The following is a 13,249-nucleotide window of genomic DNA, read 5'->3' as shown; positions in this document are numbered from 1 at the left end:
TATGGGACTTTATGCAGATCGATCAATAGTGGAATTTATTTATGCATGTTAGGATGTCTTTTGTGCATCGCAATATAAATTACGACGATAAGCCCTTATGCCGCAAAATTATCATAATTAGCCGCTCTCCCATGATTTCATAAAAATCTTTTTTGTATTCGCTCGCATGCTTTCGCAGCGCGTCTTTGAATTCGTCGTAGAATTTCAAGCTGCATTCGTGAGTTTCAAAAAATTTTAAAAGCGCGCTGTATCTTATGACCGAATAACGCTCATACTCATCAAATTTCGCTAACTCTCTATCCGCATAGCTATAATCAGGTAGAAGCAAAAAACACTTTGCCCTGCCGCCTGCATCTTGCTTATCGGCAATCTTTGAATATTTATCTAGCTGAGAGCGTATTGCGCCGCTTTGCAAATCGTGTCTTATCCCGTTGATACCGGATTTGATCTTATTTTCGATGACGATTGCGTGGTTTTGATCTTTTATGAAAATATCTATATTTTTGTATTCTCTTAAAATTTGCGCAGCCTCGCTTACGTTTAGCCGTAAAATTTCACTTGCAAATTTTAAAAATAGTTCCGCATCGTTTCGCAGATAATAGACTATCCAATTTGAAAAGCTTAACTCATCGTCCATCTTGCCGATTATCTCTAAGATATTTTGCTCTTTAGCTTTAAAATTTAAAATTTAATTTAGCCCGATCCGCTTCGTAGTATCGTTCTCTTGCCAAAGCTCGGGCGCGAAAATTTTATCCGGCACGCTTTCGTAGCGGACATATTGCTTCAAAGATTGCGAGGAAAATTTAAATGGCACTAAAAAATGCGTTTCGTCTATCAGTTTCTCATCATCAACGATGTAAAATTTAAATTTCGGTTTTTTAAAATTCGACGTCTCAAATGTTATATACGCCGCATTGGGGCTATCGTTTTCGCTTTCAAATAGCTCGTTTAGAGGCACACCACCGTAAGCGATATTTTGTGTTTCAATCATTTCAGATTGTCTTTTAAGCTCCTCTTTAGCGCCGCGCTTTCTGCCGCAGACAAAAAGCTCATCGCTCAAAAGCAGTTTTAACTCGCTAGCGCAAGCTAAAATTTCAAAACAATGTTTCGAGATGGCACGCACTAAAAGGACTTTGTGTGCGTCCTTCGCATCCTCATTTATCGTACCGTAAGGATTTACGTAGATGTAGTGCCTGCCGTTGTCTGCCTTAAAAAGATTAATGATTTCGTGCCCTAATCTTTCGTCCAAATAGCCGCCCGAAAACATTCGATTTATAATTATCATCTCAGAATAAATTCCTATCTATATTTTTGGCGCTAAATTTAAGCACGCATTCTCGTATGGCGCTACGTACCTCGTCGCGCTTTTGCTTGTCATAAAAGTATAGTCCCGTCGAGCCGAAGCTTCCAAAGACGTAGAGATAATATCTTGTTTGGATATCATTAATGCGCCGCCCCAATCTAGCTGTTTTGGCATTTTTGGAGCTCATCCTAAAAAATTTAATCACCGCTAGGAAAATTTTAAAAATATTTGCGCTTTTTACCTCTTTTTTCTCTAAGCGCATATCCTCGATTTGATCTGCCGTGACGGTTCTGCTGCGCATTAAATTCCAATACGGCGCGCAGAGCAAAACAGCTACAATGCTATTTTCAACGTCGCTTCTAGGGAAGGTGATTTTACCTGTTTGCATATCGATCAGGTATCTTTTGTTTTTGTTGTAGATCAAAATACTTTGAAACGGCAAAAGCACTAAAATCACGGCACCCACGCCTAATGGTAACAGCAAAATTCCAATGAGCAGCGCCCATTTAAAATTTTTAAAAACGATTTCTAGTGCAGTATGGACGTCGATTATCTCATATTTCATAAAATTCTCTTGCGATGAAATTTTAAAATTTTATCCATTTGGTTGTTTGCACGATTTAAAATTTATTAAAGCGCCGAGAGTTTCGGCTCGCAGCGCTTTAAATTTTAATCTTGCACCCAATTTCGACGCGAGATCACTACTTTTTACGACGCTTTTTATCTCCGGCTCTTTGAGCGGGAGTTCTATAACTTCCTGCTCTTCCTCTTTTATCGCCGTTTTTTCCTACTCTATTTTTTGGTGTCGCCATCTCCTGCTCCTTATAAAAGATATGTGTAATTATACCCCCCCCCCCCCCCCCCGCCCCTGAAATTTGGTTGAAATTTTATTTATTAAAGATTAAATGAATAGGAATTTTATAAGATTAATCGTACGTGAAATTTTAATCGAAATTATAGATATTTTAAAACGAAATTTAAGGTAGTATCTGCCCGCATAGCAGCGGGCAAACGAATTAAATTCCGCCCGCCTAGCGGCAGGCAGAATTCTTTAAAATTTTAAATTGCAAAAATTTAGAATTTTAAAATTTGCGACTTAGCGGATCTCTTTTAGCTGTACGACTTCGCCGGCGAGCATCTCCTCGGCGCTCTCTCCAGATTCTGCTGCCAAATCCCTTTTTTTGGCAAGATCGACGTTTTTTATCTGCAGATCGAGGTCGTTTCGCTTAGAGGCCTTATCCAGTGCCTCCTCACGGGTGATGACGCCGTCTCTATAAAGATCAAGCAGGTGCTGATCGAAGGTCTGCATGCCGTAGGTGTTGCGACCATCGGCGATCGCGTCAGGAATTTCGTCGTCGCGCGCATCAAGTATCATATCCTTAATACGGGTGTTTTTGCGTAGAATTTCAACGACGGCTACGCGCTTTCCCTCGATAGTACGGGCAAGGCGCTGAGAGATTACCGCCTCTAGGACGGATGCAAGCGTCATTCGGATACGCTCCTGTTCGGCCTGCTCAAACATCGCAATGATACGGTTTACCGTCTCTTTTGCGTCAATAGTGTGCACCGTCGAAAACACTAAGTGTCCCGTCTCTGCGGCGTGAAGTGCGGTCTCGATCGTCTCCAAATCGCGCATCTCGCCCACGAATATTACGTCCGGATCCTCTCGCAGCGCGGCGCGAAGCGAATCGGCGAAGTTATTGCAGTCCTCACCGATAGCGCGCTGATTGATGATGCATTTATCGTCTTTAAATACGAATTCCACGGGGTCTTCTATCGTAACGACGTGGCTGGTTCTTTGTCTATTTATGCGATTGATCATGCTTGCGATCGTTGTCGTCTTTCCGCTTCCCGTAGGTCCCGTAAGTAGCACGACGCCGCGCATAGCCGTATCGCAAATATCTTTGATCGAAGGCGGCAGACCTAGATCGTCGATCTCTGGAATTTTAACCGGTATCGTTCGGAAAACCGCGCTGATACCGTCGATTTGAAAGAAAATATTAACGCGGAAGCGATAATCTTCGTTTAGCTTATAGGTAAAATCCACGCTCTTTTTCTCGATAAGCTCAGGAAAACGCGTGATGAGAAGCTCCTTAGCTAGCGTCATCGCATCCTCTTTCAAAAATGGCGTCTTGCTAAATTTTACTAGCTCGCCGTGGATGCGCCCTCTGATAACCGCGCCCGACTTGATATGAAGGTCGCTACCGCCGTTTTGGATTAGAAATTCCAGATATTTATTTAGCCTATCTCGCTGCTTAAAATCCAGCGTAGAAGCGTCAACTTGATACTGCGAATAATCTATAGAACCCGCCATCATTTCTCCTTTTTAAGTGTTTTTATTATCTCTTTAAATGCCTCTTCAAAAGCCGCTAGTCCGTCATCCAGCAGCTTTTTATACGCCTTTTTCATATCGATCTTCGCATCCGTTACCTGGGCGAAAAATTCCTCTATCTGCGCGTCGCTCGGCGGCGTTTTGGGTTTTTGATCGCCGCTTACAAAAGCCTCTATGGTCTCAAGCGGCGCGGTGTTTACGCAGCTCGGATACATCAGCTCGCTTACGTAGTAATCCTTCGGCAGATCATCTCCTTTTACGCCTGTGCTCGCAAACAGCGGCTTTACGTAGTTTAAATTTTCTTTAGCGATGATATTGTAGCATTTTGAAGCGTTCATCGTGCCAATTTTGCCGGTAGGAAGGCCCGCCGCGGCCATTTTTTCATCCAGTAACCTATCGAAGCGGCTAACGAAGATGCTAATTACGGTTTTTGGTAGATTTGCCTTCGGGAAATAGCGGCGAAAGCCCGCAATACCCTCTTTTATCGCCTCGATGCATTTTACGGTCTGCTCCGGCGAGAAAACCAAAGTCGCGTTTACGCTGATCCCCTTTTTTAGCAGATCGCGCATCGCTTCGTAGCCCGCCTTCGTAGCGGGGATTTTTATCATTACGTTTGGCATGCCGATCGTGCTATATAAGTGCTTGCCCTCGCGGTACATCGCCTCGGCGTCGTCTGCGAAATATGGATCAACCTCGATACTTACAAAGCCGTCATCGCCGTTAATAAAATTTTTAAGAAGGCTCTCCGCCGCACTTCTGATGTCCGCAGTGGCTAAAATTTCATACAGCTTTTTAGGCTCTTTTTTTCTAAATTCCTCTTTAGCCGCATCGTATGCGGGGGAGCTTAGGATCGCGTTTTTAAAGATCGCAGGATTGGAAGTTGCGCCGTTAATTATGCCTTTTTTGATCAGCTCGTCGAAATCTTTATCGATAAAATCGCGCTCCAAAAAGTCGCACCAAATGCTGAAATTTAGGGCTTTATCATACATATTTCATAATCTCCTTCAAATCCTTTTTTTCAATGCAGACGCTCGCATGCTCTTTTAAAATCTCATTCGCGCAAAAGGCGATTTTAAATCCCGCCTCGCGAAACATCGAAACGTCGTTCGCGCCGTCTCCCACGCACATTACTTCGCTCGTCTTTAGACCCATCAGCGATTTAAGCTGCGCAAGCAGGACGCCTTTTGAGTAGCCAAACATCATCTCGCCGCCGAAAAGCCCGGTTAAAATTCCGTTTTTTTCGTGCAGATAGTTTGCAAAGCTCGCGTCAAAGCCTAGTTTTTTCTGCGCGGCGTCGGTAGCGAGATGAAATCCGCCGCTAAAGACGATCACCTTTATGCCTTTATTTTTCAGATACGCGACGATCTCGTTAGCACCGCAAACAAAAGGCAGGCTTTCTGCGATAGCTTTAGCATCGCTAAGCTTCATCCCCTTTATCAGCGCCACGCGCTCGCTAAGGCTCTCGAAAAAATCAAGCTCGCCCGCCATCGCGCGCTTCGTAATTTCGCTAACTTGTCGCTGCGTGCCCATTTTGGCGGCGAAAAAACCTATCGTCTCGCCGTCCATCAGCGTAGAATCAAAGTCGAAAACACAAAGCTTTATCATAAATATCCTCGCAAAAATTTAGGAATTATAGCTAATTTAAGTTTAAGTTTTTTGGAATTAGCATAAATTTTTCGCTTTTTGCGACCTCGTAAATTTTGCTCCTAACCCCGAAAGAGCACAAATTTATATATTTTTTCTCGCCGAAATATAAAATTTCATCTTGATGATAATGTCCCTCGATGATTAAATTTGCCGCGTAAAAATCGATCTTCGGCGCGATTATATCCTTAAAATTTGGCATTTTTTTGTATAGGTTTTTCCCCTTTTGCGATTTTAAGATCATCTTTGAAATTTTAAATTTTAAAGCGCGATCGAGCAGATCCATAAATTTCAGAAAAGCTCTGTTTCGTAGCGAAAGCAGAGTAAACTGCGTCAGGCGCGGCAAAAACAGATCGCCATGCGCGATCTGTACCGCCTCGCCGCTCTCGCAGATAAATTTCACGGGCTGCGCGGCGTTTGGATAAACTTTTGCGCGGGGAAAAATTTCGCGCAGATTAAAATCGTGGTTGCCCTCGAAGTAAAAAATTTCGCATTTTCGCGACAGCTCGTTTATTAGCGCGATCTCCTCTTCGTAGAAGCGCTGTACATAGGTCGTGTTTGCCAAAAAATCAAACATGTCGCCCATCATAAAAATTTGAGGCGGCGGCGCGGGTTCGGCCTTCAGCGCGCGCAGAAATTTCAAAAATTGCGGCCTGCTTGCGCCCGCGTGCGCATCGCCGATAAAGATCGCGCCCGGTTTTATCGTCTGAATTTGATCATTTTGCATCTAGGCTCCCGCGCGTGACGGCTTTTGCAAAAAGCACATCGCTTAAATTCCGTGTGCGATACGCGGCAGCGCCGTAGCCTCGGCGAAGCCGCACATTAAATTTGCGTTTGCGACCGCCTGCGACGATGCTCCGCGCAAAAGATTATCGATCGCCGAGTTGATCCAAATTTTATCGCCCGCAGTTTTTACAAAAATATCGCAAAAGTGCGTTCCTGCGACGTTTTTTATACTCACGGGCTCGCTTCGGACGCGCACGAAAGGCTCGTTTGCGTAAAACTCCCGCAGCACCGCCTCTGCATCCACGCTCTTTTGCAGTACGCCGAACGCGCTAACTAGCATTCCGCGCGTAATCGGCAGCAAATTCGGCACGAAAAGCGTGCTAAATTCGCCGCCTTTTAAAATTTGCAGCTGCTCTTTGATCTCGTCTGCGTGGCGATGCGAGATCGGCGAGTAGGCGCCCGCGTTTTCGTTTACGCTTACGAAATGGCTGCTTGTCTTAAGAGCCTTGCCCGCGCCGCTTACTCCGCTTTTTGCGTCGATGAATACGCCGATACTCGGATCGAGTAGCTGCACGAACGGCGCGAGCGCCAAAATAGAGCAGGTGGGATAGCAGCCCGGATTTGCCGTAAGGCGCGCAGCGCGGATCTTTTCGCGATTTAGCTCAGGCAGTCCGTAAACGGCGTGGGCTAAATTACGAGGGTCTAAATGCGTAGTGTAATTTTTCTCGTAAAGCTCGCGACTTAAGCGATAATCAGCCGATAGATCGACTACTTTGACACTTTTAAATTTTAAAATTTCGCGGGCAAATTCCATCGCTTTTTCATGTGGCAGCGCTAAAAACACAAGCTCGCATCTTTGCGCCGCAACGCGAGCGTCTGCGGCTTCTACGCGCATCTCAAACACGCCGCGCAGCTGAGGGAAAATTTCGCTTATCTCGCCCTGCGTAGAGGCGCCCAAATATGAAATTTCAAAGCTCGTATGGGAAAGTAGAATTTTAATCAGTTCAAGCCCCGTATAGCCGCTAACGCCGATGATGCCTACTTTTTTCACGCTAATTCTCAAATTTAATCGGCTTGTATTCGACGCTTAGAATTTCCACGTCGCGCGTGCCTGATGGTAGCTGAAGCACAACCTCATCGCCCTCTGCTTTGCCTAAAAGCTGGCGTGCAAGCGGCGTGTTAATATTGATGAGCTTACGCGAGATATCTGCCTCGCTAAGGCCTACGATCGTGTAAACCTCCTCCCGCTCGGTCTCCACGTCCATAAAGGTAACGGTGGAGCCGAATTTTACGCGGTCGTGCTCGTAGGTCGAGGGGTCGATGATCTTTGAGCGAGAGACGATGTCGCTAAGTTCGGCGATGCGCGATAGCAGAAACGCCTGCTCTTCGCGCGCCGCGTGGTACTCGGCGTTTTCTTTCAGATCGCCGTGTCCGCGTGCGATGTCGATCTGCTGCACAATGTGAGGCAGCTTCACGCCCTGAAGCTCTTTGAGCTCGGAGGTGATCTTTTCATATCCGTAAAGCGTCATTGGTTCTGTCGTCATAATCTTCCTTTCTTTTTATCAAATTATATAAGCTTTAGCCTTAAAATTTTAGCTCGCAGGCTGCGTTAAAATTTTTGCCACGTTTTCGCTGGAGCCGAACTTTAGATAATCTCGCAGCTTCTTGCTCGCAAGTTTAAATTTAGCGGCGTCGCAGCGCTCGTATGCAGAAAGTAGGTTTTGCGCGCTTACTTCGCCTTGCAAAAGCTCCTCATGTAGAGGCTCCTCGCCTAAAAAATCAAAAATAATATTCGCAAGCCCCACGTGCTTTAGCTTTACGAGCTTTCGCGCGAGCCAAACGTCAAATGCCTTTGCTTTGTAGCACAGCACAAACGGAGTGCCGATGAGCGCCGCCTCAAGCGTCGCCGTACCCGAGCAGATGAAGGCAAAATCGCAATCCTTAAGCGTGGCGGGAGTATCGTTTGCGATGCTAAATCCGTCCAGAGGCCCGTAAATTTCATCTCTTTGATCCATCAGATGCGGCGGGATTATTAAGACTCGCTCGCTATTTTCAAATTTAGGCACAAGGGCTCTAAAAATCGGCATCAGTCTTGAAATTTCAGCCCTGCGCGAGCCCGGCATAAAGGCGATCTTGCCCTGTTTTTCGTAGCTTGATTTTTGGAATTTTATCTCATCAAGCAGCGGATGTCCCACGAAAGAGTATTTTGCGGTTTTAGCGCTTTGCTCGCTCGGGCGCGCGGCATCTTTATCTTTTGCTTCTTGTAGTGCAGCGTCTTTGCTCTTCGCTTTTCGCGGAGTAGCGCCTTTATCTACCTCGTAGTCCGCGCTGAAAAATTTCGCCTCAAAAGGCCAGATGGAGAGCAGATTGTCGCAAAACGCCTTCAGCTTCTCCGCTCTGTGCGGCTTCCACGCCCAAACCTGCGGCAGGATATAATATGAAATTTCCGCGCGCGCGCCGCTTTCTTTGATCGCGCGAGCAAGCGGCAGATTAAACGCGGGTGAGTCAATCAAAAGCACGCGATCGGACTCCGCCGCAAGCCGCGTCATCTGCGCTATCGCGCGCTTGGCTTTTAAAATTAGCGGCAGAATTTCTATAAAGCCCATCGCCGAAAACTCGCTGCTTTTGTATATCGGCGAGCCAAGTTTTTCATCGAAAATTCCGCAAATCTCGCAAGCGGGATCGAGCTTTTTAAGACGCTCAAGAACCTCTTTAAAATGCAGATTCGCCGAGGGCTCTAAGCAGGAGATTAGGTATTTCAAATTTAGCCTTTTGAATTTTTGTCAATTATAGCAAAATGTGCTAAAATTAAGCCGACAAAGGATTTAAGATGAGAAATTTTAAAATTTTAGCGCTATGCGGCGCGTTCGTGATGTTGCTAGGCGGTTGCAGTGCGGCTAAATACCAAAAGCGTCAAGTCACCGAGGATCCCGCAGTAACGGCGCGTTTTGAGGCGCTTAGTAAGCTAGGCTCGCCCGCACTCGTCGCTAAAGCCGCAGCTAGCGAGATCGCAGCGGACGTAGGCGGTGAAAAGCCCCACGTTAAGGTCGCGCAGTTTGCCTTCCTCGAAGAAATTAGTGCACAAGGAAGCGATCTGATCTATGCCTACTCGCTAAGCCCTGGCTGGGCGAGCCTGAAAAACTCCGATCGGCAAAAATATCTCAAATTACTAACCAAGGATATTACCGAAAATGACTGCAACGCACCTAGTACGCGAGCTTTATTGCGAAGCGGAGTGCGCGAAGTGCACCGATTTTTCTACGATTATCCAAGCTCGCACCTACTTGATTCGCAGGTAAGCGAGGAGATATGCCGCAAAGCAGGGTTATAGATAAGTCTAGCGTAATTTTATGCCGCGGATTTGCATCGGCGCGAAAATTTAAAAGGCGAGATTTTGCGGCGAGTTGCGGAGTGCGGTCGCAAAATTTAAGGAATTTCGAAAACTAAATTTAGGCGATGAAATTGCATAGCAGGCTATAAAATTTGTAGCAAAAAGACGGAATTTTTCTATGAATTTTGTGATCTAAGTTTCGTGATGGAATTTTTGCGAAAAAATTTGGCACGATGAAATTTTACGCCGCGCAAGCTAAATAGCAATTTTTGCATAGTTAAAGAATTAAGCGCTAAAATTTTACAGACGGAATTCCGCTCCGATAGGTCTGTCATGAAATTTTAGCTAAAGAGAGAATATGAAAGAAATTTTAATCACTAACGACGACGGATTCGAAGCGCGCGGGCTTTTGGAACTCGCAAGCGCGCTAAGAGGGGTCGCAAACGTCACCATCGTAGCGCCAAGCTCCGATAAATCGGCCTGCTCGCACTCGCTCACGCTCACGCGTCCGCTTAGATTTATCAAGCTTGACGACGGATTTTTCAAACTCGATGACGCTACGCCCGCAGACTGCGTGTATTTGGCGCTCCACGCGCTGTATAACCGCAAGCCCGATCTTGTGATAAGCGGCATAAATCACGGCGCCAACGTCGCGGAGGACGTGACCTATTCGGGCACGTGCGGAGGCGCGATGGAGGGGGTCTTGCAAGGTATTCCTGCGCTTGCGGTGAGCCAGTTTTACGTCACGGATTCGCTGCAGCGATACGGATTTGATCTCGCGTGCGAGCTCGCGGTGGAACTGGTCGAGAAAATCTTTAAAAAAGGCTTTCCTCTGCCGCCGAAGCAGTTTTTAAATTTAAATGTCCCTGCCGTCTCAAAGCAAGATTTTAAGGGGCTAACGGTCGCTCCGTGCGGCGAGAAACTCTACGATACCGACGCGCAGCTAAACCGCAATCCGCGCGGAATCGAGTATTATTGGCTCGGTAAATCCACATTCGACTTTGATGCGAGTAGGAACGAAAACAGCGATATTTCGGCGCTTTTTGATGGGCGGGCGACGCTAAGTCCGATTAAGCTAAATTTAACCGCGCACGAGCAGATGAGCACGCTAGAAAGGTGGATGAAAAACGATGAGTGAGGTCGTAGTAGACCGTTTTTCGCGCTCGCGCCTGCTTTTCGGCGAGGATTTTGCAAGGCTTCAAAGCGCTAAAATTTTAATCTGCGGCTGCGGCGGCGTGGGCGGAGCGGCGATAGAGGCGCTGTACCGCAGCGGCGCGGTAAATCTAAGCGTGATCGATTGCGATCGCTTCGAGATCACCAACCAAAACCGCCAGTTCGGAAGCGAGCACGTAGGCGAGCTAAAATGCGAGGTTTTCGCGCGCAAATTTAAAGGCGTGACGCCGATCGCCGCTAGGATCGATGAGGAATTTTTGTCGGAATTTGATCTAGCAAAATTTGATTTCGTAATCGACGCGATCGATGACGTGAGCGCTAAGATCGCGCTTGCGCTGCGCTGCAGCGAGGCTGGCGCGGGCTTCATAAGCTCGATGGGCGGCGCAAAGAGGCTTGATCCCGCTAAAATCGAAATCCGCTCAATCTGGCAGACGCAGGGCGATCCACTCGCGCGCAAGATCAGATATGAGCTGCGAAAGCACGGCTTTGCGGGCGATTTTGACGTCGTCTGCTCGAGCGAGCCGCCGCGCGTCAAATCGATGGGTAGCTTCATGGGCGTGACCGCGAGCTTCGGGCTTTTCATCGCAAGCTACGTCGTGCGCAGGCTGATAAGCAAGCAGGCTTAGGCGGTTAAATTTTATAGCGCTTCGGCGTGCGGCTCCGTCTGGTCGGGTTTTGCGGTTAAATTTTATATATTTTGAGCTTTTGGTCCGAGCGCGCTTTGCATGCGGTACGGCCGGCCGGTATTTCGCAGTGCACGTGCGGTTGAAATTTAAAAGCGGCTAAAGCGAAATTTTACCAGACGACGAAGATAAAATTTACTCGGCACGAAGGTGAAATTTAATTTTCAACGAAGGATAAAATTTTATCCGCAAAGATCGGCGCAGACTCGGCACGAGATAAAATTTAAAGATCATGCGAGCTACACGCGCATGCCGATGTATACGGCGGGTTATTTTAGCGAGTGCCAGATAGCGGCCTAGGATTAAAAATTTAAATAGGTGGGTCGTAAGCTTGCTCGTGAGTGAAATTTAAGCAAGCTAAGTTTGAGCGGATGTTCTTTACGACGGATTTTCATAGCAGCGCGGTAAAATTTTATCGCAGTTTCGCGCGCTTTTTGATGCAAAAAGAGGCGCATCCGGGCAAATAAACCAAATCTGCGCGCATCAGCCGTCGCGTAGCGCCTAAATAAGCGTAAAGTGTAAGCAGAGCTCAAGCAAACGCAGCGGCAAGCCTACTTCTAAATTCCATTTTTTACCGCTCGCAAAAAGCGGAATTTAGAAATTTAATTTAAAGGAGCAGCGATGAATGAAATTTTTACACGCACGAGCGTGCGGAATTTTACCGAAAAAATGCCGAGCGACGATCAGATCGAGCTCGTGCTAAAAGCCGCGATGCAAGCCCCTAGCGCGGGCAACCAGCGCTCATGGGAATTTTACGTAGTGCGCGATCGCACCGCACTTGCACTACTTAGCAGCGTAGGCACCTATGGCGGCTGCACGAAGGATGCGCCGCTTGCGATCGTGGTCTGCACGCGCAAAAGTGGCTTAAAATTCCAGCCCTACGCTCGCTACGACTGCGCTTGTGCGGCAGAAAATCTCTGGCTGGCAGCGCATCATTTGGGGCTTGGCACCACGTGGCTGGGCGTAGCACCCGATATTTACGCGATGGAGCGCGTAAGAGAAATTTTGGATCTGCCTGGGCATTTGGAGGCGTTTTGCATTATGCCTTTGGGCTTTCCGTCTCGCGTTACAAAGGCGCACTCGCGCTTTGAGCCCGCTAAAATTCACTTCGTAGGCTAGATATGTTTATTTCGCAGAGTAAAATCGACGATCTTATCGCAAGCGACGGTGCGTTTTTGGATCTTACGACCGAGCTTTTACAGGACTTCGTGGATCTAAACGCACCCGCGCGGCTTTCGATCGTAACGAGGCAGGATCTGATCTTTAGCGGCGGGCAGATTGCGCGCGAGGTAGCGGCGCGCTTTGGTTGCAAGACGCAGCATCTAGCGCGTGAGGGAAGTGCATTTTGCGCGGGAGATGAAATTTTTAGCGCGCGAGGAAGCTTTGAGAGCTTGCATAAAGCTTGGAAGATCGTTCAGATCGTGTTTGAGTACTCATGCAAAATTTCTACCTACGCGCACGAGATGGTTGCGCTGATGCGAGAGGCTAATCCGCGCTGCGTGCTGGGTGCGACGCGCAAGAGCTTTCCTTTTGCGAAGGAGCTTTGCGTAAATGCGCTGATAGCGGGCGGCGGAACGATGCACCGCCTGGGGCTGCACGACAGCGTCCTATTTTTTTCAAACCATATCCGCGCGTTTGCGAGCTTTGGCGAGTTTTGCGCGCAGATCGCTAAATTTAAAGAGCGCGCGCCTGAGCGAAAGATCATGATCGAAGTGGCGAGCGAGGGCGAATTTAGTGAGCTCTTAAAATACGCGCCTGATGCGATAATGTGCGATAAGATGAACCCGAGCGAGCTTAGAGCCTGCGTTTTGAAGCGAGATGAGACGGCGTCGCAGATTAAAATTTGCGCTGCAGGAGGCATAAATAAAAATAACTGCGCCGAGTTTGCAGCTACCGGCGCGGACGTGCTCGTAAGCTCGGCGGTTTGGAATCAGGGCGTGTGCGATCTAGGCGGAAAGATAGAATTTATCTAAATATTAAATTTTAAATTTTAAGGCACAAAAGTCTAAAAAAGGGCATAAAAACGCGATTTATTAATAAATAAGAGTATATTTTGT

General features: G+C 47.2%; 15 protein-coding genes. 5 read left to right on the top strand and 10 right to left on the bottom strand.

The genetic code is table 11. The features are described from left to right. Positions 1-79 precede the first annotated feature (79 nt). The 10 genes from Q0393_RS01420 to Q0393_RS01375 form a co-directional block, all read right to left on the bottom strand. Positions 80-637: a PD-(D/E)XK nuclease family protein gene (locus Q0393_RS01420; protein ID WP_298977326.1), complete on the bottom strand. Its 558-nt coding sequence runs from the start codon at positions 635-637 to the stop codon at positions 80-82. A 51-nt stretch (positions 638-688) separates the two neighbouring features. After that, a complete protein-coding gene (locus Q0393_RS01415; protein WP_298977325.1) occupies positions 689-1,285 on the bottom strand; it encodes a hypothetical protein in 597 nt (198 codons plus the stop codon). Between the two features lies 1 nt (position 1,286). Continuing rightward, on the bottom strand, positions 1,287-1,868 hold the full coding sequence (locus Q0393_RS01410) for a hypothetical protein (protein WP_298977323.1): 582 nt from the start codon (positions 1,866-1,868) through the stop codon (positions 1,287-1,289). Positions 1,869-2,399: 531 nt separating this feature from the next. After that, positions 2,400-3,617, bottom strand: coding sequence for a type IV pilus twitching motility protein PilT (locus Q0393_RS01405; protein ID WP_005869553.1), 1,218 nt, complete (start codon positions 3,615-3,617; stop codon positions 2,400-2,402). Next, positions 3,617-4,624 (bottom strand): transaldolase, encoded by a 1,008-nt coding sequence (locus tag Q0393_RS01400; RefSeq protein ID WP_298977322.1) that lies wholly within the window; start codon positions 4,622-4,624, stop codon positions 3,617-3,619. Before Q0393_RS01400 ends, Q0393_RS01405 begins: the two co-directional genes overlap by 1 nt. Next, positions 4,617-5,240, bottom strand: coding sequence for a phosphoserine phosphatase SerB (gene serB / locus Q0393_RS01395; protein WP_298977320.1), 624 nt, complete (start codon positions 5,238-5,240; stop codon positions 4,617-4,619). Before serB ends, Q0393_RS01400 begins: the two co-directional genes overlap by 8 nt. Before the next feature lie 31 nt (positions 5,241-5,271). Further along, positions 5,272-6,006, bottom strand: coding sequence for a metallophosphoesterase (locus tag Q0393_RS01390; RefSeq protein WP_298977318.1), 735 nt, complete (start codon positions 6,004-6,006; stop codon positions 5,272-5,274). Between the two features lie 42 nt (positions 6,007-6,048). Continuing rightward, positions 6,049-7,056, bottom strand: a complete 1,008-nt coding sequence (gene argC / locus Q0393_RS01385) for an N-acetyl-gamma-glutamyl-phosphate reductase (RefSeq protein WP_298977316.1) — start codon at positions 7,054-7,056, stop codon at positions 6,049-6,051. 1 nt (position 7,057) lies between these two features. Next, positions 7,058-7,549 carry a transcription elongation factor GreA gene (gene greA, locus Q0393_RS01380; RefSeq protein WP_298977314.1) on the bottom strand — a complete coding sequence of 164 codons (492 nt, stop codon included), beginning with the start codon at positions 7,547-7,549 and terminating at the stop codon, positions 7,058-7,060. 48 nt (positions 7,550-7,597) lie between these two features. Beyond that, complete coding sequence (locus Q0393_RS01375; RefSeq protein ID WP_298977312.1) at positions 7,598-8,767, bottom strand: lipid-A-disaccharide synthase; 1,170 nt, start codon at positions 8,765-8,767, stop codon at positions 7,598-7,600. 68 nt (positions 8,768-8,835) lie between these two features. Here Q0393_RS01375 and Q0393_RS01370 point away from each other — a divergent pair, with 68 nt between their 5' ends. The 5 genes from Q0393_RS01370 to modD all read left to right on the top strand — a co-directional run bounded on the left by Q0393_RS01370 (position 8,836) and on the right by modD (position 13,165). Next, positions 8,836-9,336 carry a hypothetical protein gene (locus tag Q0393_RS01370; RefSeq protein ID WP_298977310.1) on the top strand — a complete coding sequence of 167 codons (501 nt, stop codon included), beginning with the start codon at positions 8,836-8,838 and terminating at the stop codon, positions 9,334-9,336. A gap of 358 nt (positions 9,337-9,694) precedes the next feature. Continuing rightward, positions 9,695-10,474 carry a 5'/3'-nucleotidase SurE gene (surE, locus tag Q0393_RS01365; protein WP_298977309.1) on the top strand — a complete coding sequence of 260 codons (780 nt, stop codon included), beginning with the start codon at positions 9,695-9,697 and terminating at the stop codon, positions 10,472-10,474. Then, entirely contained in the window at positions 10,467-11,135 is a 669-nt protein-coding gene (locus Q0393_RS01360) for a ThiF family adenylyltransferase (protein ID WP_298977308.1), read from the top strand. Before surE ends, Q0393_RS01360 begins: the two co-directional genes overlap by 8 nt. A gap of 678 nt (positions 11,136-11,813) precedes the next feature. Further along, positions 11,814-12,311: a nitroreductase family protein gene (locus Q0393_RS01355; protein WP_297950773.1), complete on the top strand. Its 498-nt coding sequence runs from the start codon at positions 11,814-11,816 to the stop codon at positions 12,309-12,311. A 2-nt stretch (positions 12,312-12,313) separates the two neighbouring features. Beyond that, entirely contained in the window at positions 12,314-13,165 is an 852-nt protein-coding gene (gene modD / locus Q0393_RS01350) for a ModD protein (protein WP_298977306.1), read from the top strand. Positions 13,166-13,249 lie beyond the last annotated feature (84 nt).

This window comes from uncultured Campylobacter sp. (genome assembly GCF_938015785.1).
Lineage (GTDB): Bacteria > Campylobacterota > Campylobacteria > Campylobacterales > Campylobacteraceae > Campylobacter_B.
The sequence above is the reverse complement of the archived record's forward strand: the minus strand, read 5'-3'. Positions and strand labels throughout refer to the sequence as shown.

Bases quoted from the DNA above. Each gene is read 5' to 3' on its own strand.
- Q0393_RS01400 (WP_298977322.1), bottom strand. From the start codon at position 4,624: ATGTATGATAAAGCCCTAAATTTCAGCATTTGGTGCGACTTTTTGGAG.
- Q0393_RS01410 (WP_298977323.1), bottom strand. From the start codon at position 1,868: ATGAAATATGAGATAATCGACGTCCATACTGCACTAGAAATCGTTTTT.
- greA (WP_298977314.1), bottom strand. From the start codon at position 7,549: ATGACGACAGAACCAATGACGCTTTACGGATATGAAAAGATCACCTCC.
- Q0393_RS01415 (WP_298977325.1), bottom strand. From the start codon at position 1,285: ATGATAATTATAAATCGAATGTTTTCGGGCGGCTATTTGGACGAAAGA.
- Q0393_RS01360 (WP_298977308.1), top strand. From the start codon at position 10,467: ATGAGTGAGGTCGTAGTAGACCGTTTTTCGCGCTCGCGCCTGCTTTTC.
- Q0393_RS01355 (WP_297950773.1), top strand. From the start codon at position 11,814: ATGAATGAAATTTTTACACGCACGAGCGTGCGGAATTTTACCGAAAAA.
- serB (WP_298977320.1), bottom strand. From the start codon at position 5,240: ATGATAAAGCTTTGTGTTTTCGACTTTGATTCTACGCTGATGGACGGC.
- Q0393_RS01390 (WP_298977318.1), bottom strand. From the start codon at position 6,006: ATGCAAAATGATCAAATTCAGACGATAAAACCGGGCGCGATCTTTATC.
- Q0393_RS01420 (WP_298977326.1), bottom strand. From the start codon at position 637: ATGGACGATGAGTTAAGCTTTTCAAATTGGATAGTCTATTATCTGCGA.
- surE (WP_298977309.1), top strand. From the start codon at position 9,695: ATGAAAGAAATTTTAATCACTAACGACGACGGATTCGAAGCGCGCGGG.
- Q0393_RS01405 (WP_005869553.1), bottom strand. From the start codon at position 3,617: ATGGCGGGTTCTATAGATTATTCGCAGTATCAAGTTGACGCTTCTACG.
- Q0393_RS01370 (WP_298977310.1), top strand. From the start codon at position 8,836: ATGAGAAATTTTAAAATTTTAGCGCTATGCGGCGCGTTCGTGATGTTG.
- modD (WP_298977306.1), top strand. From the start codon at position 12,314: ATGTTTATTTCGCAGAGTAAAATCGACGATCTTATCGCAAGCGACGGT.